The sequence below is a fragment of the Saprospiraceae bacterium genome (assembly GCA_026129545.1).
Lineage (GTDB): Bacteria > Bacteroidota > Bacteroidia > Chitinophagales > Saprospiraceae > M3007.
The window spans coordinates 1,788,275-1,812,680 of record JAHCHX010000001.1 but is presented as its reverse complement, the minus strand read 5'-3'; the positions used below and the strand labels follow the sequence as shown (position 1 = coordinate 1,812,680).

Here is a 24,406-nt window from a genome sequence, read left to right as displayed (position 1 = left end):
GACCACCAAACAAGCGGCGGCAACGAACATGAAAACTCGGAACGATTTGAATATGACAGACATAAACTAAAGCCAAACGCAAAGGTCTGCTTATGATTGGGGGACTTTTACACCTGCAAAGTTAAGGAATTGCAAAGAAATGTGTTTGCCAGGGCGATGCCCTGTGTCTTCGAGTGGCTATATTTTTGGAGAACAATGACAGAGGGGAGGGCTTGTCATTTTCAATCCTTCCGCTCCCACACATTGTCTTCCCGTTTCACATCCGCCAAGCGTCCAGAGGGGTCTATCTCTATTTTGGAAATGTTTTTCAGTCGTTCCGGGATTTCAAACTCGTAAGTGGGGTCCACCCATCTGTGGGCGGGCAGCACGGTGCGCTTGGTGCCGTCCTCGGCGGGTTTTTCGCCGCGCATGCTTTCGAGCGGGACGTAAAACAGTTCCTGCTCTCCTTTTTCGTAAGTGACCACGATGTCCAAAGGCATGGCCATGCGGCCATTTCGCCCGATGACCACCTTGGTGGCGCGTCTGCCGTCGGCCACCACCTCATTGATGGAATAGTCGATGGTGTTCGTCGTGTGCACCCAATCTTCTTTGTACCAATCCAGTTCAAGGCCACTTTGTTTTTCAAACACTCGAATCACGTCGTTGGCGTTCGGGTGTTTGAATTTCCATGTGTCGAAGTAGCGGAGCAACCCCTCCGCCAAGGCTTTTTTCCCAATGACATATTCTAATTGGTGAAGAAAAACCGAGCCTTTCACATAGGCGGCCAATCCGTAAGCATAGTTGGTGTTGAATCGGTCGGCGTGGGTGGTGAGCGGCTCTTCCAATCCGCTGAGTGCCAGCTGCCTGTAAGCCGAATAAGTGCCTGCAAAAGGATTGGTGCTCGCTTTTCTTCCGGGCAATAGCCCCTCGCGGGCAAGTTCGTTTTCCACAATATCGGAGGCATAGGAGGTGAATCCCTCGTCCATCCATGCGTAAAGGCTCTCGTTGCTGCCTAGCACCATCTGGTACCACGAGTGCACTTGTTCGTGGATGGACACGCCCACCAGACTATTGAGCGGGCGGTTGCCGGTGATGAGCGTGGCCAGCGGGTATTCCATTCCGCCGTCGCCACCTTGTATGAAATAGTACTCGCGGTGCGGGTATTTTCCAAAGCGTTCGTTCATAATTGTGCGGGCGCGGTTCATGATGCTGGGCAGTTTTTCCCATTGGGCATCGTAGCCCATGCCTTTTTGCCACACAAAATGCATCACCGTGCCGTCGTCGGCGTTGATTTTCGTGTGCGTGAAATCAGGGTCGGCAGCCCATGCAAAGTCGTGTACGTCTGGGGCTTTGAAATGCCAGAGCAATTTGTCGCCTGCGGGGCGGGTCACGAGCTGACCGGAGGTTTCGTATCCGTAGCCGACTTCTTGCGGGTTTTGCAGATAGCCACCCGCGGCGACGAGGTAGTTTTTGTCAATCAAAATTTTCACGTCGAAATCGCCCCAGATGCCGTAGAACTCTCGACCGATATAGGGGTTGGCATGCCAGCCTTGATAATCGTACTCGCATAGTTTGGGGTACCATTGGGTCATGGAAAATCGCACGCCCTCGTTGTTGTCGCGGCCAGAACGTCGAATTTGGAGCGGCACTTGGGCATCCCACTCCATCTCCAACAGAGAGGTGCTATGCGGTAGGATGGGCTGGGGGAGGGATACTTCCAGAATGGTCTCGCTTATTTTGAATCTGGCTGGTTTGCCGTCGTGTTGGAGCGATTTTACTTTTATCCATCCCTGCTCGTTGGCTTTGAGCTTCGAGATGCGGTCGGCTACACGTCCGTCGGCATCGGCGATGGTGCGCGAGCGCACGTCCATCATGCTGCCCGGCTGGAAGGCATTGAAATATAGATGGTAAAACACTCGGTGGAGCGTGTCGGGGCTGTTGTTGGTGTAAGTGATGCGTTGCGAGCCGCGATATTGGTTTTTGGCGGCATCCATGTCAATGGTCATCTCGTAGTCGGCGCGTTGCTGCCAGCGTTCGGGCTGGGCGAAAGCGTGCGAGGCGAGCAGTAGGATGAAGAGCGAGAGCGTTTGTTTGAGCATATTCTTCGAGTGATTGAGCGGGTTTTGCGAAAAAGATATTTCCAGATAGAACGCAAAAATCGTGATTCAGCGTGGGCGCAATGATACAGCAATTGCTTTTTGGCAAAACTGTTTTTCCGAAAAACGGCATAAGTCAAGCCGTGTTCGCCGTATCTTCGCCCCGCAAACAAAATTTTGACAAGATGAAGATTCGTCTCGCAATAGCCCTGATGTTCCTTGCCGCTTTCACCCGTTTGGGATTGAACCTGTTGCCCCATCCGCCCTACAATTTTTCGCCCATAGGCGCTATGGCACTTTTTGGCGCTGCTTATTTCAGCCGTCAGGCACTGACCTTGGCCATCCCCTTTTTGGCGCTGTTTTTCAGCGATTTGATTCTGAACAATGTCATCTACCAGCAGTATTACCCGAGCTTCACGTTGATTACATCGTGGTGGATTTATGCGGCGTTTGGCATTGTCATGGTCGTGGGCTGGTGGATGCTCAGCAGAAAAGTGGCGCCGCTGCGCGTGGTGGCCGCAAGCCTTACCGCTTCCCTCATTTTTTTCCTTGTCACCAATTTTAGTGTTTGGTTCGAAGGTGCGATGTACCCCAAGACGGCTGCTGGCCTTATGGCTTGCTACACGGCTGGTTTGCCTTTCTTGAAGAATACGGTGATGGGTGATTTGTTCTTTTCGGGCGTGCTGTTTGGCACTTATGAGTGGGCGTTGAGGGGAAAATGGCTGATGAGCATGGGGAAAAGTTGATGAAGGTCCACCCAACGGGCGCTCCTTTTTTATACCTTGATTCGTTAGGATTTATTAGACGGCCCTGCTCGCTCTCCCTGATTTTGAGCAGATTGCACTTTTTCCCATGCCCAAAACCCGGCGGCGTGAAGTATAACCAACACTAACACAACAATTGTTGTCAACCCTTTTATGGCAAAACAAAACCTGACACCCAAAAAAGTATCTGAAAGCAAGACCGTGATGACGGAGCTCATCATGCCCAACGACACGAACCCAATGGGCAACCTGATGGGCGGGTATCTGATGCGATGGATGGATATTGTGAGCGCCATTTGTGCGGGCAAGCACTGCGAGGCACATGTGGTGACGGTGGCAGTGGACTATATTTCGTTTCAAAACCCGATTCATCTGGGCGATGTCATCACATTGGAGGCCTGTGTGACGCGAGCCTTCAACACTTCTGTGGAAATTTACGTCGAGGTTTTTGCCAACGACATCAAAGGGCAAAAGCCCCGGCGCTGCAATCACGCATACTTCACCTTTGTTGCCGTTGACGATAAAAGGAAAAATCCAGTGCAGGTGCCACCCGTCCTGCCCCTTTCCAGCGAAGAACAACAACTCTACGAGAGCGCCGCTCGCCGCCGCGAATTGCGCCTTATTCTCGGTGGCCGCATCAAGCCAAAAGATGCGACGGAGCTAAGGAAATTCTTTGCGGATTTGGAATCATAGATATGCTCCATGGAGGCTTGTGCTTCCTGCCTTTCGGGTAATTTTTTTATTGATTTTTTATTTCAAAACGGCATGGTTTTTCCCGTTGAAATAACTGTCCTTTGCACCCCGTATTGATTTGCCATCACGACTGCTTCCATAGAAAAACAACCAAGGATTATTGCCAAAATGATGCGTTCGTTCCCTGTGCCAAAGTGATTCGTCGGTTTAACAATTAAAGCATCAAAATCTAGCAGTAAATGTCTGATAGTCAGCAGAAGTTGACCCGAATAGGGGTCTTTTACGACGGTAATTATTTCCTTCACGTTTCCAACTATTACGCCTACCACCACGAACGACGCAGCCGCCTCAGCATCGCTGGCCTGCACGAGTTCGTTCGGCACCGCATCGCGGAAGAAGAGGGCAAGGATTTCCATCTTTGCCAAATCGTGGACGCGCACTATTTTCGGGGGCGCCTCTCTGCCCAAGAAGCCAGCGCCGAGGGCAATCGCCTTTTCTACGACCGTCTTTTCGACGATATACTTATGATGGAGGGGGTGACGACCCACTACCTGCCCGTGCGCACCACTTTTCAGGGCTTTCGCCAAGAGCGAGGCATTGATGTGTGGATGGCCTTGGAAGCTTTTGAGTTGGCATTGCACAAGCAGTTCGACGCGGTGGTGCTTATCGCTTCCGATAGTGATTTCGTGCCGCTCGTGCGCAAGTTGCACACGCTCGGCGTTCGCGTGATGTTGTTGGGGTGGGACTATGAATACTTCGACGAGGAGGGCCGCCGCCGCACCACCGTCACCTCGCAGTATCTGTGGGAAGAAGTGACGTACCCGATTGCGATGGAGAAGTTCATCGAAAAAGACGACGACGAGGGCTTCGCGGTGAGCCGATTGTTTGTCGAGCGCAAAAAGATACCCGTGTTGAATGGCAGCGAGGAGACGGTGGAAGTGGAGGAGGGCGAAGTGAAGACCAGCACTATTTTTAGCATGAAGGATGGCTACGGGTTCATCTCTTACCCTCAAACCAACAACTTGTTCTTTCACTATTCTTTCCTCGTTGACACGGATTTCAACGACTTGCGCGAGGGTGATATGGTGGAGTTCACGATGGGAAAAAACGAGCGTGGGGAGCCTATCGCACGCAACGTGAAATTAATCAGGTAGAAAAAACAAGCCCGGCAGACTCCTCCGCCGGGCTTTTATACTACTGCTAAAATGTTGTCGGTTTTTGAAACGCATCAGCTTGGAATAAAGTCACTTGTTCGGCTTTCCGGGCCAGCGTTGGGGGAGCGGGGCCAGCGGAGTTTCCCATGCCTCTTGTGCTTTTTTTGCCAGTTCGGCTTTGAGGCGTTTGGTCGTGTTGGGTGACACGGGCATTTTTTCAGCAACAGATTTTTCAACTGTTTCTGACTGTGCAGACTCGGCTTGGGGTGCATTCGCTGCCTCTGACTCTGCTTTAATTTGTGAGGCGGTTGGTTGCCGCACGAATGCCTTTTTCCCTTGCTTCGGTCTCAATGGTGTCGCAAGTTGTTCTTTGTGAGCGACATTGACTTCTTCCTTTGTGCGTGCTGTCGCTTCGTCGAACGTCGGGTCGTTGGCTTCGACATTGGCTGATGGCAATTCCGGCGCGACAACTGGTGTCTCTGTTTGTGCCTCCGGTCGGTTCAGGAGCAAATACAGGCCCAACACAAGTGTGACAGCAAAAGCCGCCAAGAGTGCAACGGTTTGTGTGCTCCAACCCGAACGAGGTGGTTTTATTTGTTTTTGAACGTGTTGCCAAACCCGCTCGGAGGGTGTGTCCCAGCCCGAAGTGGAGGGCGTGTCAGGCAGGTCCTGAAATGTTTTTCGGAAGAGTTCGTCGAGCGACTCAAATTCTTTGTGCTCAGCCATTGGTTTGAGAATGAATCAATTGAAAGGCGTGCTTATGAAATAAATGATTTGTCCAGTATTTTTTTGAGGTATTCTCTCGCCTTGAACAACTGGCTTTTGCTGGTTCCGATGGAAATACCCAATTGTTCGGCAATTTCCTCATGGGTGAAACCCTCTATGGCGTATAAGTTGAACACGGCGCGATAGCCGGGTGGTAATTTTTGGAGGTATTTCATCAATGTTTCGGCATCCAAATTGGCTGCAAAATCTTCCTCGGTGCGGAATCGGCTCTCGAAGGGGCTGAAGTCTCCCGTGTCGCGTATGAAATCGCGCTGCTTTCGGAGGTGGCTCAGGGCAGTGTTGACCATGATGCGTCGAATCCAACCTCCGAGCGCCCCATCGCCGCGAAACTGCGTCATGTCGCGGAACACCCGGATAAACCCATCTTGCAACATATCTTCAGCCTCGGCCTTGTCCCGAGCAAACCGCAGCACCACTCGGAACATGGGCACGCTATATTGGCGATATAGCGCCGTTTGGTGCGCCGGACTGCCGCGTAGCACGCCACTTACCAATTCCTGGTCGTTCAACTGTTGCATGAGGCTGTAAACGCTTAATTGGTGGAAATGATGGGGAAAGGGTTGCCCAGATGTAAAATATTTTTTGGCTATTGTTCTCTATTAGCAGTGTTGTAGCCATAGGTAGGGGCAAAATAAAGAGTGGCACACGTCTCGCCGTGAATTTTCCTCAAAAAATTCACGGCGAGACGTGTGCCACTTCCAGCGTGTCATTCAACAATTATCGAATCACTGTCACATCTCCTGACAGTATTTGCGAAGTGCCGTCAAAGTATTCTACTTCCACCACATAGACAAAAACGCCCGGATTGACCAGATTGCCCTTGGCGCGTCCTCGCCAGCCCGATTGCTCATCATTAGGGGCAAAGTCTTTGTTTTCAAACAACAACTCGCCCCAGCGGTCATAAATGCGCATGAGTCGCACTCGCGCCACCTCGGCACCTGCGTACACCGTGAAGGCATCGTTCAGTTCATTGGACTCCGGCTTGATGATATTGGGCAGATAAACGCGATTTTGTTTTTGGACGATGATGCGCAGTTGGTCGGTAGCCGGGCAGCCAGTCGTGTCAATCACGGTGATGGCGTATATCTGACTCACGGGAGGCTTGGCCATAGTGGAGAGCGAGTCGGGTGTGAGCAAATAGTCGGTTGGCGACCATGCGAACGACTCAAAAGCGGTCATGTTGAGCCTTGCATTCAGTTGAATACTGTCACCAAAACTGATGGTCACATCCGGCCCCAAGTCAACCGTCAACTGGGGAGGTGCGACAATATCCACGCTTTGCTCCGTGACGCAGTCATTCGCATCGGCCACTGCCAACAGATAAGTGCCTGCTTCCAGATTGCTCAGCGTGATGGGGAATGAATTGACCACCGTATTGGTCAAGTTGTTCAGCGTCAGGATAAACGGAGTGGCTCCGCCAGAGATGGATTGCACGGTGAGCGAGCCATCGCTATCGCCAAAGCAAGTAGGCGAAGTGGTGGACACTTGTATGCTCAAACCCGGTGGCGCGGAAAGTTGGAACGATTGCGTCCAAGTGCAGCCAACGGCATTGGTCAGGGTGACGGCATAATCGCCGGGGGGCAAATTGTTCAATTGCAGACCAGTGGCACCGTTGCTCCAAACTGCGGTCACCTGCGAAATATCTCCGCTCGGTGTGATGGCGATGCTGCCGTCGTCGCCGTTGGGGCAACTCACGCCAAACCCATTGTAGTTCGATACGGTCGCATTTCCCGTCAAATCAGAGACCGTCACAGTAGATGACAAGCCAATCACGGGCGGGCACGCATTGCCCTGCGCGACAAGGTTGGTGATGGTGTAGGTAGTGGTGACGGCAGGCATCACGTCAACGGTTGCACCATTCTGAACACCCGTCAGCACGATGGGAGTGCTGCCCCCGCCAATCGTCACGTCGTAGGAAGTGCCGCCTGTGAGCGACAAGCCCAAGGTGGTCGAACCTCCTGCGCATATCGTCGCGTCGCCGAGAAGTGAGCCTGTGGGCGGTGGGATAATGCTGACGTCGGCTTGGCCACTGACTGTGCCCGTGCAAAACGCATCTTCCACAGAAATCAACGTGAAAACCTGATTCTGCTGAACGTTATTGGTGCTGATATTGAATGTGTTGCCGGGTGCTGTGATGGGCGACTGAGGGTTGCCGTTGACCGCATAGACAAATTTGAACGGTGCAGTGCCGGTAAATTGAATTTGAAAAGCAGCATTGCCGCCCGCGCAGAAAGATGAGCTGCCAGCGAGCGTCGCCGTGGGCGGCTGGCGGAACACTACAGGCACCCCCGGCGAAATGGAAAGGCACAAATCATTGAGGTTTACGTTGCCTGTGCCATCATTGTTGCCCACTATTGCCGACACGAAATAGGTCGTGCCAGCCGTCATGCCCGTTTGAAAGCCGAGTTGTGGTGTGTTGCTCACCGCCAAGATGCCGTTGGGAAGCTGGGTCGCATCTTGGTACAGAATGTACTGCAACACGTCGTTGGCATCGAGTACTTGGCCGCTCACTTGCACAGACACCTGACCGTCGGGCAGGCAGGCGTTGGCGGCCACTACGGTGAGCGTGCCTGCCTCCGTCGTGCATAGGCAGTTCGCCTCACCAGCGATAGCCGTGGAACAACCATCTGGGCTGGTGATGGTCACGTTGTAGGGTTGTGTGCCGGGTATGGGGTTGGACACAAATGAAGTATCCGTCAAAGTACCTGTGACGCCCGTAATCGTGTAGGTCGTGTTGGGAGCGGCCCCATTGCTGATGTCGAATTGAAGGGTATAAGTCTGGGTGGCAAAATCGCATATCGTTTGCACGTTGAGCGCCTGAATGACGGGCGACACCACTACGTTGCCGCTTACTGTGCCAGCGCAATTGCCTGCTCCCGTCACGCTGTTGAGTGTGATGCCCGTCACGTTTGTTGAAGGTGTGACGGCCAATGAGTAGGGGTTGTCCGAAGTTGTGATGGTCTGCGGGGTTCCGTTGTTGTAGGTAAAAGTGAAAGGCCCGGCACCGGTAAATGCCACATTCAGAGTGGTGGGGACTCCGGCGCACACACTCGTGGGGCCAGAAATAACCGCAGTGACGGGTGCTCGCCAAGTCACCGTTGGCCCCACAGCGACGGAGAGACATATATCGGTCAAATCAACACCGCTGCCTGTGCTATTCCCAGCCACCGCGACAATAAAGTAAGGTGTGTTTGGAGACATGATGGCCGCGTTAAAACTGAAGGTGGGTGTGTTGTTGGATGCCAAAATCGTCCAAGTGCTTGGATTCGTTGTGGTGACGAGCAGGTATATCAAGGCATCGTTGCCGTCCAGCACAGTGCCCGTAGCAGCAGGTAGCGCCGCCACGTCTTGCGAGCAAAGCGTGAGCGGTGTTTGTATCAAAGTGCCAGCCATAGTGGAGCAATCGCAAGAGTATGAACCGACAAGGAAGGTCACGCCACAGATATTTGCATCGCTCAGGTTAATCGAATACGGGTTGCCAGACGGAATCGGGGCGCTCTCAAATTGATTGCCTGTCACCGTGCCCATGACCCCTGTCACGCTGTACGGCGGCTCACCTCCTTGAATAGTGAAACTTACCGTGTAATTATTGCCAGTGGCATCGCAAATGGTCTGCACATTGGTTATCAACGGGATGCCCTCAATAGTGATATTTACCTCACCTTGCACGATACCCTCGGAGCAGAACTGGTCGCTGACGCTCACCAAGCGGATTTGTGTGTTTTGAGAATAGGTAGTAGTGAAGGAAAAAGTATTTACGTTGATACCCGTCACGGCAGGTTGGGGCACATTATTGACGGAATACACAAACGAAAACGGGGCTGTTCCCGTGAAATTGACAGTGATGGTCACCAATCTATTTTCACAAATGCCCGTGTCCAAAGCTACCAAATCGGCAGTCGGCTGCGCATAGAAAATGACAGGAGTGCCCTGCGCGATGGAAACACATGGGTCGTTCAAATCAATCTGGCCGGGTGCGCCAGGGTTGCCCGCAATCGCCGACACATAGTAGGTGGTGTTGGTCAACATACCCGGTTGAAAATTGAACTGTGGGATATTGTTCCAAGCGAGAATCGTCCCGGGCGGGCTTCCGGGTGTGGTGTGCAGGATGTAGAGCAATTCGTCGTCTGCTTCCAAGGTCTCGCCGGCGGTAGGAGGTACGTTTAAAGTGGCGTTTTCGCAAACACCGACTTGGGTTTGGCTCATGGTGCCGGCGTTTGTGGGGCAGTTGCAATTGGCAGTGCCACTCACCGTCGCTTGGCTGCACATATTGGCATCCGCTATGGTGAGCAAATAATTGGGGCTGCTCACCGGGATGGGGTTGCTAGTGAACACATTGCCCACAAAACTGCCACCGATGCCCCCGCTCACAGTGTAAGGTGGCGCACCTGCCACGTCGAGCGTCAAGGTGTAAGTCTGCGTCTGAAAATCGCAGGTTACGAGCAGATTGGACACCTGCGGCGGCGTGTTGACCACCACGATGGCGGTATCGGCAATAGAGGCGACACACCGAGCATCACCCACCGAAATCAAAGTAATCGTAACGTCGTCCACTGGTGTGATGGCAATTTGGTAGGTCGAATTGGTGATGTTGTTCACGGTGGGTTGGGGCACTCCGTTTATGGCCCAAGTGAGCGAAAATGGCGAGATGCCCGTCAGCGTTACAGGGATGATGGCCTGATTGCCAGCACATATTGTGTCGCCCTGCCCCATGTTGGCAGTAGGTGGTTGGAAGAATGTGACGGGTGTGCCTTGCGAAACGGAGCGACAAGGGTCATTCAAATCCACATTACCCGTACCGTCATTGTTTCCGGCAATAGCCGAAATATAATATGTGACACCTGCCGTCATGTTGGCTCCAAAAGTGAATGATGGCGTGGTGTTCCAGCCAAGAATGGTTCCGATGGGCAAAGCCGGATTGGTGTGCAGAATGAACCTCAAGATGTCATCCCCGTCGTTCACAAAATTGCCATTGTGCGTGGCAGTAGCCGTCTCGCCCACGCAAACTTCGATGGGGGTCAAGTTCATCGTGCCGGCGTTCGTCTGGCAATTGCAATTGGAAGGCCCACTAACAGTTACGTTGCCGCAGTCATTGGCATCTCGAAAAACAAAATTGTAGGGCTGACCAATGGGAATAGGGTTGCTGGTGAATTGTGTCCCCGTGAAAGTGCCGGAGCCGCTCAGTAGTGTCAGCGGAAGCGTAGCCCCCAACACATTGAAGGAAATAGTGTAAGTGCCCGCTACAAAATTGCAATTCGTGGTCAAGTTGGTGTAGGAAGGGGCGTAGTTCACGGTTATGGTGGCAGAGCCCATGGGTATGCCATCACATCCCGGCGACTTGATGCTATCCAACGTGATGGTAGTCGTCACCGTCGTCACGATTGGGATAAAATAAGGGTCGTCGAAGGTCGTGTCTGGAATTTGCGCTATGCCATTGATGGAATAATAGACAGAAAACGGCCCGGTGCCGGTAAAGTCTATCATGACATTTGTGTTGGCCGAATCGCAGAAGGTCTGGTCTCCGCTCAAAATGGCTGTAGGCGGAGTGAACACAAACACCACCGCTTGGCCCGAAACCGTCCCGTTGCAAAAACCATTGCTTACACTCAACAAGCGGTAAATCGTGCCGTTTGGTGGGTTTACGGGTATCGAATAAAAAGTCGTATCCGTCGTGATGGTATCAATCGGTACATTGTTGGCAGTCAGAATAAAAGTATACGGCCCTGGTCCCGTGAAATTGATGAAGACATTCGTGCCGCTGCCACCAGTGCAAATCTGTCCGCCCCCTGAAATGGTCGCGGAAATGGCTGGGGCCAAGCTCACCGTAGCCATGCCTGACACCGTGCCGGAACAGCCGTTGGAAGCAACGCTGTCCAGCATATATGCTGTAAGCGTTGAAGGCGCTACTTGAAGGATGTAAGGGTTGTTTGAGGTTGTAACAGCTGGTTGGTTGATGCCGTTCGCTTTGTAAACAAAAGTGAAGGGAGCCGTTCCGGTAAAATTGACAAGCAAATTAGCCGTGTCCCCTGGGCAAATAATCGTGTCGCCGCTAATGCTCGCTGTGGGCGGTGTCCCTACCGTCACGGTATAAGTTCCATTCACGGCACCGTTGCATCCGCCGCCCGTCACGCTGACCAATGTGTAAGTGCTGTTGATAGTCGGGTTTACCGTCAAGGTGTAGGTGCTTTGTGAGGTGTTGATAGCGGGCTGGTTGACGTTGTTGACCGAATAGACAAAATTGTAAGGACTTGGGCCAGTAAAGTTGAACGTCAGCACGACAGGCTCCCCGTTACATATAGCACTGTTCCCACTAACCAACGTGCCCGACGGACTGGGATTCACGTTCACGATGGCGATGCCTTGCACGGTGCCCGGACATCCATTGGCGGTCACGTCCGTAAGTTCATAAGTGGTTGAGGTGGCTGGCGCGACACTAAAAAGATATGTGTTGCTGGAAGTCGTGATGGGAGGTTGCGGGTCGCCATTCGCGGTGTAATTGACGGTGTAGGGCCCCCCGCCCGTAAACGTGATGGTCAGTGTGATGGGTTGCCCAGCACAGACGGTGCCGCCACCTATGAGCGTTGCGGTGGGCGATTGGGCTACGGTAAGCGAATAAGAGCCGCCTACTGTGCCTGTGCAGCCGTTGCTGGTCACGCTGGCCAAAGTGTAGTTGAACGTGCCGGGTGTATTGGGCGTTACCGTGAGTGTATAATTTGGCCCTGTCGTGGTGATGGGCGGTTGGTTGACACCATTTATTCTATACACAAACGTGTATGTTCCATTGCCCCCATCAAAGTTGATTTCCAAATTAGTGCCCTGCCCCGTACAGGCGGTGCTGTTTCCGCTAGTCAGGGTTGCGGTGGGGGTGGGGGTCACCGTGATGTTGGCGCTGCCAGTGCCATTTCCTTCACAGGTATTGCTGGCCGTCACGCTTACCAAACTCACATTGGCGCTGCTCGTGATGGGGAAATTCCAAGTGAACGGCGTATTGTTTGCGGTCACGGGAGGTTGGGGCGCCCCGTCAAGTGCATAAACAAAGGTGAATGGAGCACTGCCGTTGGTCATGCTGACCGAAAACACCGCGTTCTGCCCTTGACAGATATTGGCCGGGCCGGTCAAAGTCAAATTGCCGCTTGGGTTGGGAAAACCCGAAACCGTGAAGACTTGGGGCGGCCCGGTGCAACCGCCGAACGAAGCAGTCACGGTCACGGTAGCCGTTATCGGGAATGGAATGATGGGCACATTCGGAATAATAATGTTCCCTTGACCGCTGCCACCTGCGCCAGGTATAGGCAGGCTTGCCGTCCAGTTGTAGGTGGCACCCGGAGTATCGCCCGAAAAAAGGATATTCACAGCATCACCGGGGCAAACGGTAAGGTTGGCCACAGGGTCTACTGTTGGGCCGGGGTTCACGGTGATGTTGAATGTTTCGGGTGTGCCCGTGCAACCGGCCGAGGTGGGTGTCACGGTTATCGTGGCAGACTGCGGGCTACCCAAACCTGCCGGAGTCGTGAAATTGATGTTTCCGGTGCCGGCAGCACCCAAGCCAATGGCCGTGTTGCTGTTCGTCCAAGAGAAAGTCGGCGGCGGGGTGCCCATCCCGCTAAAAGTCACGCCAACCTGCTGCCCAGAACAAGCAGTGATGTCGTTTACCGGGTTGACCGTGGGGCGCGGAATGCCAGAAACAGTAACATTGTCGAACCAATAGGTCTCCGCAATGGCTTTATTGGCGGGCCTTATTCTGATTCGGATAGAATTGCAGGTGAGGTTATTGACAACTGCCGTGCCCGCTTGACCGCCACAGATGTAGGCGAACTGTACCCACGTTCCGTTGTTGTCGAGTTCATATTCAAACACCATCTGGTCGTGGCCGTTGTCCACAAATGGGTCGCCGGAGCAAGCGAAATAAGGGCCTCCCGGCGAGCACTCAAACGTCCCAATAAATCCATATTGAACCGAAATGCCGATGTTGCAAAAATTCTCCGTGTTGATGGCATTGGTGAGCCACTCGTTGTTGTTGGCGCCACCCGTGGTGGCACCAGTGGGGCAGCATGGAGAGCCTTCCATGTCAATTACTTCGAAGCGGCCATTCTGCACGCCCGCAGAGCCAGAGCCGTCGCAATCGGTAAAGTCTTGGGTCCAACCTTGGTTGGCACCACTAAAGTTTTCTTGCCAAATCGTGACTTGGGAAAATGACTTTTGGGAAGAAAAGCAGAGCGCAAAAAATGCAAATGGGAGTAAAAAGCGGGATGACATAATTGAAATTCGGACTTCAATAATTGGATGAAACACGGGATTTTTTGTCAAAAAACAGCTTTGGGTAATTAGGGCGGCTAAGGTATGGCAAAAAGCCGCAAAGCATCTCAACGATAACACGCGATGGGTAAGGCTTTGCAAAAAATTCACACGCGAACCTTTCCGTTTTTTCCAAAAGTTGACTTTCACCCTACTTTTACTGCCTGCTTTTCATTTCTAGTCAACGCAAGTCAGCCCCGTCCGCTTCCCTTGGCCGGGCAAGCCCCTGAGTACAGGGTCTGACAAGGTGGTTATGAACGAGCGGCGCTCGCAATCCTTTGAAAATCATACAAATCAATCAAGGAAATCTTCAAACCCTCTTCAATTTGGGTATCAAAAATGATGCTAAACGAACTACTCCGCGAACTTGCTGCCAAAAATGTTACCCTGGTTGCGGTTTCCAAAACTCATCCACCCGAACGAGTGATGGAAATCTATCGGCAAGGCCATCGCATCTTCGGCGAGAACCGCGTACAGGAGATGCTTGCAAAACAAGCCGCGCTGCCCGCCGACATCGAATGGCACTTGATTGGCCATTTGCAGACAAACAAAGTGAAATTCATCGCGCCTTTTGTGCGGATGATTCATTCGGTGGACAGCCTGAAACTGCTCCAAGAAATTGACAAACAAGCAAGCAAGGTGCATCGCGTCGTGGATTGTCTGCTACAGTTTCACATCGCTAAGGAAGAGACCAAGTTCGGTCTCGACGAAGCGGAAGCCAGCACATTGCTCGCCAGCGAGACATTCCAGCAAATGAAAAACGTACGGGTTTGCGGTGTGATGGGCATGGCTACCTTCACCGATGATGCGGGACAGGTGCGCCGCGAATTCCGACATTTGAAATCTATTTTTCAAAACCTCAAAACGAATTACTTCTCCTCAAGCCTACATTTCCGCGAAATCTCGATGGGAATGTCGGACGATTGGCGCATTGCCGTGGAAGAGGGGAGCACGATAGTGCGCATCGGGAGTTTGATTTTTGGCGAGCGACATTGACCCCCATTTTACAAATGTTACGACCAAGCGGGCCGTCCGAACGGCTCAACCATGCGGATAATCGAATCAATCGAACTCTATTATGACACCACATTTCTCCTTGCTACCTTTCTGCTTTGCTGCCCTGTTGTTGGTAGCCTGCAAACAAGAAGCTTCTCAAAAAACGTCCCCGACGCAATCTCGTTATGCCACTACTGGCAAAATCGAGCGCTTCCACCCTTTGCTTGACAGCATCATCGCCTTCGATGCCAACATCGAAATACTGGCTGAAGGATTTGAATGGGCAGAAGGCCCGATTTGGATAAAGGATGGTGCCTTTCTCCTGTTCACCGATATTCCGCCCAACCGAATCATGCGCTGGAAAGAAGGGGAGGGGACGAGCATCTATTTGACACCTTCCGGCTATACTGGCAAGCAAACTCGCACGGGCGAGCCGGGCGCCAACGGATTGCTGCTTGACGGCAATGGCCTGCTCGTGCTTTGCCAACATGGCGACCGCCGCGTCGCTCGCATGAACGCGCCGCTCCAACAACCCCAACCCGAATTCACGACCCTCGCCGACCGATGGGATGGCAAGCGGCTCAACAGCCCTAACGATGCTGTCTTTGACAGTAAAGGCCGATTGTATTTCACCGACCCGCCTTATGGTTTGGAAAAACAAATGGATGACCCGTTCAAAGAAATCCCTTTTCAAGGGGTTTACCTGCTTCAACCCGATGGCACGCTGAACCTCTTGGTTGATTCGCTCACTCGCCCCAACGGTATCGCTTTTTCGCCTGACGAAAGGACGCTGTACGTCGCCAATTCCGACCCGAACAAAGCCATCTGGGTGGCTTACGATGTGCAGCCCGACGGGATGCTGGGCCATGGCCGCTTGTTTCACGATGCCACCTCCAAAGTGTCGAAGGAGATGCCCGGTCTGCCAGATGGCCTCAAGGTCAATGCACAAGGAATCATATTCGCCACAGGGCCGGGAGGTGTGTGGGTTTTTCATCCAGACGGAACGATACTCGGCAGGATAGACACTGGGCAGGCAACTTCCAACTGCGCTTTTGGCAATGAGGGGAAGGCGCTTTACCTCACGGCGGACGACTACCTGATGCGGGTTTGGCTAAAATAAAAAAAGTCGCACCTGTGGGATAGGTGCGACTTCTGTTCTCTTGTTTTCCCCTTGGGTTGGTACAGGGGCTTATGGCAGATTGACAGCCTTTGCTTGCGGCTGTGGTCGTTCTTTTTCGAGCTTGACTGGTTCGGGGATGCGCGGTTGGTTCGAGGACTCCTCGCTCGTGTAGAGGTACAAAAGGGCTGCAAGAGCAAGGTGGAGGGCGATGGCCAGCACCAAAGCGTGGCGTCGGCTTTGGCGCTCGTTGCGTTCTGCGAGGTAGTGTGACATGATAGAAAAAAAGTTTAACTGGTTAATTGTTGGGAAAAACAAAGCGTGAACGATGGAACTCATAAAATTAGTTCATCGCCAGGTGGGTGACATCTGTTAAAAGTATCATAAAAAGTCACGCAAGGCCGCATACACCAAGTCAACGGGTAGTCCCATCACATTCTGAAATGTGCCTTCAATCCGGGTGATTTTACAGTGGCCAATCCAATCCTGCGCGCCATAAGAGCCTGCCTTGTCGAAAGGCTGCCAGATGCGGATGTAGTAGTCAATTTCCTCGTCGCTCAGTTCGGCGAACCAGACTTTTGTGATGCCTGCAAATACCTTTTCCCTTTCTTTTGCCAACAAGCAGACACCCGTGACGACGGTGTGTTGCTTGCCAGAAAGCTGCCGAATCATGCGAAAAGCATCGCCATAATCGCTGGGTTTGTTGAAAATGGCATTGTCCAAAATGACGACCGAATCGGCGGCCAACACAACTTCGCGTGCTTTTATCAGATGTGCCGCCGCGTGGGCTTTGCGTTGGGCCAGCCACGGGGCCACCTCCGTCGGAGGCATTTCCGGGGGGAAACTTTCATCCACATCAAACGCTTGCACCGAAAAATCAAAGCCCGCCTCCTGCAACAGTTGCTTGCGACGCGGGCTTTGAGAAGCGAGAATAAGGGGGCGGGAAAAATTGAGCATCAAAAAATTCAACCTTTATGGCTTATGGCGCTGCTTTGGCGGCTTCAATCATCAGGCTCAACTCCTCCACCAGTGCATCGGCGCTGCCGCTGTAGCCGATGCTTTTGAAGCGGATTTTACCCTTTCCGTCCACCACAAACTTGGTGGGGATGCCTGACACGCCAAACGAAGTGACCACTTTGTTGTCGTTGTCCATCAACACATTGAAAGTGTATCCGTTGTTCTTGATAAATTCATTGGCGTTTTTCTCTTTTTCCGCGACGTTTTCCCAAGTGTCCACAAAAACGAAGGCCACGTTGGGGTCGCTCTGATATTTGTCCACAGCCTGCTGCATACCGGGGAAAGACGCTTTGCATGGGCCGCACCATGTTGCCCAAAAGTCAACGACGACCACCTTGCCACGCAGTTTTTCGAGGCTGACCGTTTCGCCTTTCAAGTTTTTCAGCGTGAAGGATGGGGCAGGCTCGTCGAGCATTTTTTTCAATAACTCTTCCCTGCGATTGTTGTGCGCGATGCGCTCCAACGATGCCAGATAGACCGCATAGCCGGTGCTGGATTTGTCTTCGGCGAGATATGCTTTCTGGAACTGTGCTTTCATCTTCGCGCTGGCCGCGCCTTTTAGGATGAATCCTTCGAGTTGATGACGGAGGTCGGGCGAGCCTGCGCGTTCGAGGTAACCCGTGAAACGCTCATTGAAGTCCATGTTGCCGTACTCGTTGATGGCCACTGCCTCTGCTTGATATTCGGAGGCTTTGAGCGGGTCGCCAGTCTTGTCGAGTATGTAGGCGTAGGTGTCGGCGTACATGGCGTAAGTATTCTTGCGCCTGTCGTCCCATGCTTTTTTGGTCAAAACCGCGGGCTTGGCATCGGTAGGGGCTGTGATTTCTCGCTTTGCCCATGTGGCGGCTTCGGCGGCCAATTTTTGAGCCATTGCCAAATCCTCGCCCTTTTCAGCCAATTCCCATGCGATGTTGTTGTAAACGTTGGCACGCTGCGCGGCAGAAGTCTTGGCTGCTACGGCGCTGAATGCTTGCCAGCTTTTTTGTTCGCCCAACTGACCCAGTATTTGTGCGTACTGCTGTTCCAGCGCGTTTTTTTCCTCGTCGTTTTTTGGCGGAAAATCTTTCTTGAACGCATCCAGCAATGCTTCTCGCTTGCTCAGGTCGGACTCCGTGCTGGCCGCTCGGAATCGGTCTTGGCGGGCGGCAGCGTCTGGGAATTTTGACTTGAATTTTTCTCGCGCCGCGGTAGCTCTGCTCGTTTCTTTAAGACGGTTGTAGGTGTTGATGAGCGAGTTCAGGTCGTTTTCCGATAGGCCGGGGTTGTTTTCCATTTCTTCCAACACTGCCAGCGCCTCTTTCTTGCCGTCGTCGCCGCGTTTGGCTCGCAGTGTGGCGTTGACGTATGTATTGAAATACTTTTTCTTCAAGTCGGGGCGTGCGACGAAGGCTTGATTGAGCCAGTCGAGCGCCCATTCGGGTTGGTTTTCCAAGTCGAGCAAGCGTCCCCAATCGGAAAACAGAACGGCCTGTGCGGCAAGTGCCTCCGGCATCGGATGCTTCGAGGCATCGCACATTTGAATGAAATAGCCTTTGCGCTGGTTGTTGTCGCGCCGTTCGCCAGCCTGTATCACGATGCCCGCCACCAATGCTTGAGGGTGTGAGGTGTAGGTGCCAACGACGCGATTCCCCTCGCTGCGCAAGTCCAACTCTTTCAATTCGGGGGTCTTTTCCACATATTCCAACACCAGCATTTCAATCTTTTCCGCGTCTTTCAACGGGCCTCCGAGCCAGTTGTACTCAATGCGGATCGCTTCTCCGGGCTTGGGTTGCGCGGGCGTGATTTTTAAGTTTGCCCAGTTTGATTGAGCTGCGAGCGAGCAGGGTAGCAGGAACGCGAAAAGAAGGAGGGGGTTTCTCATAGCAAAGGAAATTTTAAAAATTCGGACAGACGATGCGTGCCCGGCGCTCGCCGGGATGGAAGTAGCTCAGCGAAATCTCAAACGCACCGCGAGAGTTGTTCGCTGCCGTGAGGCTGGAAGTGGTGATGTCGTAGCTGAGGCCAAGTGTCCATCGGTTGAGTTCGAGCATACCGACGATGGTGATGGCATCCATTTGCAGGCCGCTGTCCAATTTGTTGCCAAGCCTTGCCCACGCGCCCGCACGGAGTGCCAGCTCGTTCAAGTCATTGTTGGAATAGCGAAAGTTTACCCCAAAATCAGTTTCAAAGGCAGGGCCTTGTTTCATCACAAGCACTCCGGGCAGGGCGCTAAAATTGTCGGTGAGCGGAAATTGCCCCCCTGCGTGACCCGACCAGCGCGAATAGAGGGTTTCTTGGTCGTCGTCGTTGAGCGAGATGGCTGGGGAGTTGATGTGGTGCAAGGCGCCTCCGGCATAGAGGAAGCCGTCGGTGCCAAACAACACATACCACAGTAGCCCCGCATTGAAATCAAGGTATGCTTTAGAGTTGGCGTTGGCGTTAGGCTCGCCGTTGGAGAGGTCGGTGTTGGGGCGTTCGTTGGCGCTGTCAAATTGACGGCTGAACCACAAACGACTCCAGTCAATCGAGTTTTGCCCTAACCCCAGTTGGGCACCTGCCGATAGGTAGTTTTGCGCGCGATAACGCCCGCCCGTGAGCTGCTTGAGAAACGCGCCCCCGATTTGTGCCTTGTTTTGCACGAAGCGTGCCGTGCCGGCCTCGTCGTGCATGGCACCGATGCCAAAGGCTGCGTAGTCGTCGCGCCCTACTTCAAAACGCGCGTCAAAGGCTGCCGCGTAGGTACGGAACGGCACGGGGTTGAGAAAACTGCTCCATTGGTCGCGGTAGTTGGCTGTGACGCGCCAGCGGCCGTTGAAAAGCCCTGTCATGGCAGGGTTGAGGTTCCAAGGGGAAGCGTAGAACTGGGAGAAACGAGGGTCTTGGGCGGATGATTGGTCGAGGAGCAGAATTAGGAAGGCGAACAGCAGAATCGGTTTGGAAAATTGCCTCATGGTGGATGATGTGTAAGTGTGATTAGAATTTCGAGGCGAAAAAAACGGATTATTTTTTGATTCGCCTTCATCCAAATTGTTTTTGTCAAAAGGAGGCACTCTTTGGAGGAATGTGTGCTCGTCTCGCACAACTGTTTTTGACGGGATTGGCAGGTTTTTTCACGCCCGTTTTGAATCGGGGTGCCCTGTCAATCCCGTCAAAAGTCCTCTTTATTTCACCCACTGCCCGTTTTTCATTTTGAAAGCGGAGGCGCGCACCTTGAGGATATTGGTCAGCGGGTTGTCGTTGAGCACTAGAAAACTGGCTTCGTAGCCCTCCTCGATTTTGCCGATTTTTCGCTTGGGAAAAATGGCTCGCGGGGTGTTTTCGCAGAGGGTTTTCAAGACACTTGCCTCATCGAGGCCGCCAAGTAGGTGCCAGTAGTTGAGTTCGGCTCTGCCGCCGCGTTGCGGGTCGTCGGAGCCAAGCACCACGTTCACTTTGTTGCTGAAAAGGCGCTTGAGGGTGTTGGTGTGGAAATTCTGCACGGCTGGGCGCGGTGTGGCTGATTGCGCGTGAGAGAACAAAGTGGCTACGGCCGTTTTTTTCTTTGCCAAGAGTTGTAAGTCGGCATCAGTGAGCTCGTATTGCTTTACGTCGCCGGTGCCGTCCCAATTGTGGCCGGGAAGATTGGCGAAGCCATCCACACCGAGTTTGAGGCCGAGTCGAACGTCCTCGACGGTCTCCACATGGGCCCACACGGGCAGTTTGGCCTTGTGGGCTTTTTTGACGACGGCCTTGGCCACATCGGGGGTAAGCCCCCTGTTTTCTTTGCCGCCACTACGCTGGCTATCAAGCAGGTATATTGAAATGACACCGGGTTTTTGGGTCATTATTTTTTCCCAGTTCTTGTCGAGGGTTTGTTTGCTGTCAATGAACCAATACCCATCGCCGAGCATCTTGCTGGAGGCGCGGAGCGATTCGTAATTCTGAGCGATGGCCTCTGGGTTGCGGAAACCCTGCGCGGGAGCCTCGTATTTGACGAAAGGGAAACCCAGGGTGCAAGTGATGCCGCCGTTGGCAAAAACCGCATCGGGTGCGCCGGGTTTGTTGAGCAAGGTCTGTGTTTTGGCGCGTCCCTCTTGCGTGTTGGAAAGGATTTGAAGATAGAAAGAGCCTTCATCGGTGTAGATTTTTACCATGTTGGCTGCCGAAGGGTTGTCGGCCACGTTTGAGCAGAACACGTCGCCCATGGGTGGTATGACATAACGATTGAGCAAATCAACGACCGAATCAACTTTTGCGGGTGCTTTTTTGCTGAGCAAGCCATTTGTCACATACCAAGTGCCGGGCGTAAAATCTTTGCCGTTGTACCAGCTGCCGTTTGTCAACTCGTAGTTTTTTTGAGCGTAAACAGTGGGCAAAATCAGGGCAAAAAACAAGAAGGGAAGTAGCGCTTTCTTCATGAGAAAAAGTCAGGGCAGAGCCGATTTTTTTTGAAAATGAGCGGCAAAAATAGCAATGCACCCCACACCCATTGGTAGGTTAACAAACTATTCAATGCCGAAAGTACACCTTGATTTGTCGATACTAGTCAGATGTCCGTGATTGATGTCGTGGTTTTGAACAGATTGCGCTTTTCACCGTGCTCAAAACTTGGCGGTGCGAAGTGTGAAAGCCCAAATGCGTGAGGCGGTTGAGTGCCTATCGCTTTTTGTTTTCCAACCGACCCGCTCAACGTCCCGTCATTTGTTGCGCTACCTGCAAGTCTGCCTGTGCCTTGGCTGGTTGGCCGAGTTTGTTGTAAACAGCGCTTCGAGTCTGATAGGCCCTCGGGTATTGGGGATTGACGGCCAACGCCCTGTTCACGTCGTCGAGTGCTTCGTTGAGTTGGCCCGCTTGCAGATAGGCGTTGGCCCGGTTGTTCAGAATCATCGGTTGCACCTGTTGGGCAGCCGTTTTCAACGCCTCCGAATAATCGGTGATGGCCTCTTTGAGTTGGCCTGCGGTGTATCGCAGCAGGCCACGATTGACCAATGCTTCCACATAGTTGGGGTTCAGTTGAATGGCGCTGCCGTAATCGCGTATCGCGTTTTCCGGGTCGCCGGTTTTTTCGCGGGCAAACGCGCGGAAATAGTGCGCCTCCGCAGATTTTGGCTCCAGTTCGAGACTGCGTGTCAAATCGGGGATGGCCTCTTTCGGGCGATTGAGCATCACATGGCATTTGCCGCGATTGAGGAAGAGCTTCGGAGACGACAGCCCGGCCTTGATGGCATTGTTGAAGTCTTCGAATGCTTCGGGTATTTGCCGCATCTGAAAATACGCTTGCCCGCGGCCGTTGTAGGCCTCTATGGTGGTAGGGTCGTATTTCAGCGCCTCGGAGTAGTGCCGGATGGCCCCCTGAAAATCGAGACCGAGCAGTTGGTTGTAGGCCAAATTGCACTGGCAAAGCGCCGATTCGGGTGTTTTTTCCGTGCAATTATTGAATAGGGCCACGCCATTTTCCCAGACGGCTGTTTGTTTGAACGCAAGAAAGCCTAACACGGCGGCCAGCGCCACCATGATGCCATTGCGGATTTGCGCTTTTGTTTTTTCCAAAAAAACACCTGCTATGAAGAACAGGCCCACGCAGGAAAGGTAAACGTATCGGTCGGAGCGGAGTTCGAAGCTGCCCACCGTTCGGAAGGGCAGCATCACCGCAAGCGGCAACAGATAAAGCCCCACGCCAAGCAGCAGATTGGGTTGGTCGCGCCATTTTTTCCAAACAAAAAAAGCAAGCGCAATGAGCACAAGCGGCGCAGCATAGTACGTCCAATCCCATGCGCCGCCTATTTTGACAAAGGGGTATGAAATGGAAAACCCAAAAGGCAAAAGCATTTTCACGGGGTAGAACAAAAGGGTTTGGCACACCATGAAAAAACGGTCGAGCGCGGTGAAAGCTGCTGAGGTGGCCTCAATGTCGTGACCTTCTTGCTCCCGCGTCACAAAAGTGTAGAGGCCGAAAGCAAGTGCGATGGCAAAATACGGGACTTTACTTAGCCAAGATTTCCCCAATTGGTTTTTCCAGCTCAAATAATAATCTATCGCAACGAGTACGAGTGGCAACGTGACGGCGGCGGATTTCGACAAACAGGCAGCCGCAAACGCCAGGAGCGACAAGCCAATCCAGGTTGTGGCGGAGGAGCGTCGCCAGTGCAGATATGCCAGCACGCTACAGAGATAAAACGTGGAAAACAGGACGGTGCTCAGCGCGGCGGCCCAGCTCACGGCTTCCACTTGCACGGGATGCACGGCAAACAACAATGCCGCGAAAAACGCTGCCCAGTGTTTGTTGGTCAGTTGCTTGAGTAGGGTGAATACCAGCGTCGCGTTGAGTGCATGAAGGACGAGGCTGAGCAAGTGATAGCCCCACGCCTCTTGCCCCGAAATGAGGCTGCCGACCCAATAGGCCATCCACGAAAGCGGGGCGTACATGCCGAGATTTTGGCCAGAGAAGAACTTGGCGAGTGATGGATTTTGCAGGGTGTGGTTGTAAAGAATGGCCTTGTCGTCGTCGAAAAAAACCAGCCCATTGTCAAGCGAGGCGGCATAGACCGCCACGACTGCGGCTACCAATATCAATTGTGGCAACCACGGGCGCTCGAACAAGGAGGTTCCGACCGCGACGGTGGCTTTGGCCACAGCGGGTGTTTTTACCGACGGAGGAGCAGGCGCAGAGGCTGCTTTCTTATTTTTCTTTGCCATAATTTCTGGTAGGGAGCGCGTCTATTTGTTTCCCGGTTTTTTGGGCGTGTTGGGTTCTTCGTAGTCAATTTTGCCGCCCCACATACGCATTTGCCCAAGCACCCAAAGCTGACGCTCGCGCACTTCCGCGGAAGGTTTTTCCACCTTTCTGACAATAGGGTTGGGCAGCACGGCTGCGAGCAGGGCGGATTCTTGGCGGTTGAGTTGTGCGGCATTTTTACCAAAAAAATATTTGGCCGCAGCCTCCGCGCCGTAGATGCCATCGCCGAATTCAATACTGTTGAGATACACGGTCATGATGCGTTGTTTGCTCCACAAGGTCTCTATGAGGAAAGTGAAATACACTTCCAATCCCTTTCGCAGCCAAGAGCGTTTGGGCCAGAGGAACACGTTTTTGGCTGTTTGTTGGCTTATGGTGCTAGCGCCGCGCTTGCGTTTGTGGGTTTTATTGTGGGTGTACGCTTTTTCGATTGCTTGAAAGTCAAAACCCGTGTGTTCAAGAAAATACTGGTCTTCAGAGCAAACAACGGCGAGCTGGAGATGGGGCGATAGCGCATCGAGCGGAACCCATTGGTGGCGCAGGCGCACGCTGCGGTCGCCGTCCCAAGCTTGTTCCCAGCATCGAATAAGCATCAAGGGCGTGAGCGGCACCGGCACGACGGCGTAGAGCAGCGTGAATCCAATAGTGAGGCCGAAAAACCACAGCGTCAGCCGGAGCAACAAGCGTCGGAAGTATTTGCCCCACAGGAGTTTGCCGCTTTCATCTCGAGGGATGGAGCGGTACCAGCGTCGGAGCATTCGGGCAATGAAATTCACAGGCAAAGTGGTGATGTGGCGGGCAAAAGTAAGGATTCG

The 24,406-nt window shown here is 53.0% G+C and carries 16 protein-coding genes; 5 read left to right on the top strand and 11 right to left on the bottom strand.

All coding sequences use genetic code 11. The annotated features are described in order from the left end of the window. Positions 1 to 221 precede the first annotated feature (221 nt). Complete coding sequence (locus KIS77_06920) at positions 222 to 2,078, bottom strand: M1 family metallopeptidase (GenBank protein MCW5922053.1); 1,857 nt, start codon at positions 2,076 to 2,078, stop codon at positions 222 to 224. 182 nt (positions 2,079 to 2,260) lie between these two features. Here KIS77_06920 and KIS77_06915 point away from each other — a divergent pair, with 182 nt between their 5' ends. From KIS77_06915 to KIS77_06905, 3 genes are all read left to right on the top strand, one after another. Beyond that, entirely contained in the window at positions 2,261 to 2,821 is a 561-nt protein-coding gene (locus KIS77_06915; GenBank protein ID MCW5922052.1) for a hypothetical protein, read from the top strand. 186 nt (positions 2,822 to 3,007) lie between these two features. Then, positions 3,008 to 3,532, top strand: coding sequence for an acyl-CoA thioesterase (locus tag KIS77_06910; GenBank protein ID MCW5922051.1), 525 nt, complete (start codon positions 3,008 to 3,010; stop codon positions 3,530 to 3,532). Between the two features lie 239 nt (positions 3,533 to 3,771). Then, entirely contained in the window at positions 3,772 to 4,686 is a 915-nt protein-coding gene (locus KIS77_06905) for an NYN domain-containing protein (protein ID MCW5922050.1), read from the top strand. A gap of 90 nt (positions 4,687 to 4,776) precedes the next feature. On the opposite strand, the gene KIS77_06900 is transcribed toward KIS77_06905, so the two are convergent. The 3 genes from KIS77_06900 to KIS77_06890 all read right to left on the bottom strand — a co-directional run bounded on the left by KIS77_06900 (position 4,777) and on the right by KIS77_06890 (position 13,728). After that, positions 4,777 to 5,412 carry a hypothetical protein gene (locus KIS77_06900; GenBank protein MCW5922049.1) on the bottom strand — a complete coding sequence of 212 codons (636 nt, stop codon included), beginning with the start codon at positions 5,410 to 5,412 and terminating at the stop codon, positions 4,777 to 4,779. A 32-nt stretch (positions 5,413 to 5,444) separates the two neighbouring features. Further along, positions 5,445 to 5,990: an RNA polymerase sigma factor gene (locus KIS77_06895; protein ID MCW5922048.1), complete on the bottom strand. Its 546-nt coding sequence runs from the start codon at positions 5,988 to 5,990 to the stop codon at positions 5,445 to 5,447. Positions 5,991 to 6,189: 199 nt separating this feature from the next. Further along, positions 6,190 to 13,728 (bottom strand): gliding motility-associated C-terminal domain-containing protein, encoded by a 7,539-nt coding sequence (locus KIS77_06890; protein ID MCW5922047.1) that lies wholly within the window; start codon positions 13,726 to 13,728, stop codon positions 6,190 to 6,192. A 378-nt stretch (positions 13,729 to 14,106) separates the two neighbouring features. Here KIS77_06890 and KIS77_06885 point away from each other — a divergent pair, with 378 nt between their 5' ends. Continuing rightward, positions 14,107 to 14,763 carry a YggS family pyridoxal phosphate-dependent enzyme gene (locus tag KIS77_06885; protein MCW5922046.1) on the top strand — a complete coding sequence of 219 codons (657 nt, stop codon included), beginning with the start codon at positions 14,107 to 14,109 and terminating at the stop codon, positions 14,761 to 14,763. Between the two features lie 82 nt (positions 14,764 to 14,845). Beyond that, positions 14,846 to 15,883 (top strand): SMP-30/gluconolactonase/LRE family protein, encoded by a 1,038-nt coding sequence (locus tag KIS77_06880; protein MCW5922045.1) that lies wholly within the window; start codon positions 14,846 to 14,848, stop codon positions 15,881 to 15,883. A gap of 69 nt (positions 15,884 to 15,952) precedes the next feature. On the opposite strand, the gene KIS77_06875 is transcribed toward KIS77_06880, so the two are convergent. The 7 genes from KIS77_06875 to mtgA all read right to left on the bottom strand — a co-directional run bounded on the left by KIS77_06875 (position 15,953) and on the right by mtgA (position 24,367). Continuing rightward, positions 15,953 to 16,156 (bottom strand): hypothetical protein, encoded by a 204-nt coding sequence (locus tag KIS77_06875; GenBank protein ID MCW5922044.1) that lies wholly within the window; start codon positions 16,154 to 16,156, stop codon positions 15,953 to 15,955. Between the two features lie 105 nt (positions 16,157 to 16,261). Next, positions 16,262 to 16,837: a septum formation protein Maf gene (gene maf / locus KIS77_06870; GenBank protein ID MCW5922043.1), complete on the bottom strand. Its 576-nt coding sequence runs from the start codon at positions 16,835 to 16,837 to the stop codon at positions 16,262 to 16,264. A gap of 22 nt (positions 16,838 to 16,859) precedes the next feature. Beyond that, positions 16,860 to 18,758 (bottom strand): TlpA family protein disulfide reductase, encoded by a 1,899-nt coding sequence (locus tag KIS77_06865; GenBank protein MCW5922042.1) that lies wholly within the window; start codon positions 18,756 to 18,758, stop codon positions 16,860 to 16,862. Between the two features lie 13 nt (positions 18,759 to 18,771). Beyond that, positions 18,772 to 19,827: a PorP/SprF family type IX secretion system membrane protein gene (locus tag KIS77_06860; GenBank protein MCW5922041.1), complete on the bottom strand. Its 1,056-nt coding sequence runs from the start codon at positions 19,825 to 19,827 to the stop codon at positions 18,772 to 18,774. A gap of 210 nt (positions 19,828 to 20,037) precedes the next feature. Beyond that, positions 20,038 to 21,273, bottom strand: a complete 1,236-nt coding sequence (locus KIS77_06855; protein MCW5922040.1) for an amidohydrolase family protein — start codon at positions 21,271 to 21,273, stop codon at positions 20,038 to 20,040. A 268-nt stretch (positions 21,274 to 21,541) separates the two neighbouring features. Next, entirely contained in the window at positions 21,542 to 23,551 is a 2,010-nt protein-coding gene (locus KIS77_06850) for a tetratricopeptide repeat protein (GenBank protein MCW5922039.1), read from the bottom strand. 21 nt (positions 23,552 to 23,572) lie between these two features. Next, positions 23,573 to 24,367, bottom strand: coding sequence for a monofunctional biosynthetic peptidoglycan transglycosylase (mtgA, locus tag KIS77_06845; protein MCW5922038.1), 795 nt, complete (start codon positions 24,365 to 24,367; stop codon positions 23,573 to 23,575). Positions 24,368 to 24,406: the final 39 nt, after the last annotated feature.

What these genes read in the sequence shown, in the direction of transcription:
- KIS77_06920 (MCW5922053.1), bottom strand. Translation starts at nt 2,078, where the DNA reads ATGCTCAAACAAACGCTCTCGCTCTTCATCCTACTGCTCGCCTCGCAC.
- KIS77_06915 (MCW5922052.1), top strand. Translation starts at nt 2,261, where the DNA reads ATGAAGATTCGTCTCGCAATAGCCCTGATGTTCCTTGCCGCTTTCACC.
- KIS77_06905 (MCW5922050.1), top strand. Translation starts at nt 3,772, where the DNA reads ATGTCTGATAGTCAGCAGAAGTTGACCCGAATAGGGGTCTTTTACGAC.
- KIS77_06900 (MCW5922049.1), bottom strand. Translation starts at nt 5,412, where the DNA reads ATGGCTGAGCACAAAGAATTTGAGTCGCTCGACGAACTCTTCCGAAAA.
- KIS77_06895 (MCW5922048.1), bottom strand. Translation starts at nt 5,990, where the DNA reads ATGCAACAGTTGAACGACCAGGAATTGGTAAGTGGCGTGCTACGCGGC.
- KIS77_06890 (MCW5922047.1), bottom strand. Translation starts at nt 13,728, where the DNA reads ATGTCATCCCGCTTTTTACTCCCATTTGCATTTTTTGCGCTCTGCTTT.
- KIS77_06885 (MCW5922046.1), top strand. Translation starts at nt 14,107, where the DNA reads ATGATGCTAAACGAACTACTCCGCGAACTTGCTGCCAAAAATGTTACC.
- KIS77_06880 (MCW5922045.1), top strand. Translation starts at nt 14,846, where the DNA reads ATGACACCACATTTCTCCTTGCTACCTTTCTGCTTTGCTGCCCTGTTG.
- KIS77_06875 (MCW5922044.1), bottom strand. Translation starts at nt 16,156, where the DNA reads ATGTCACACTACCTCGCAGAACGCAACGAGCGCCAAAGCCGACGCCAC.
- maf (MCW5922043.1), bottom strand. Translation starts at nt 16,837, where the DNA reads ATGCTCAATTTTTCCCGCCCCCTTATTCTCGCTTCTCAAAGCCCGCGT.
- KIS77_06865 (MCW5922042.1), bottom strand. Translation starts at nt 18,758, where the DNA reads ATGAGAAACCCCCTCCTTCTTTTCGCGTTCCTGCTACCCTGCTCGCTC.
- KIS77_06860 (MCW5922041.1), bottom strand. Translation starts at nt 19,827, where the DNA reads ATGAGGCAATTTTCCAAACCGATTCTGCTGTTCGCCTTCCTAATTCTG.
- KIS77_06855 (MCW5922040.1), bottom strand. Translation starts at nt 21,273, where the DNA reads ATGAAGAAAGCGCTACTTCCCTTCTTGTTTTTTGCCCTGATTTTGCCC.
- KIS77_06850 (MCW5922039.1), bottom strand. Translation starts at nt 23,551, where the DNA reads ATGGCAAAGAAAAATAAGAAAGCAGCCTCTGCGCCTGCTCCTCCGTCG.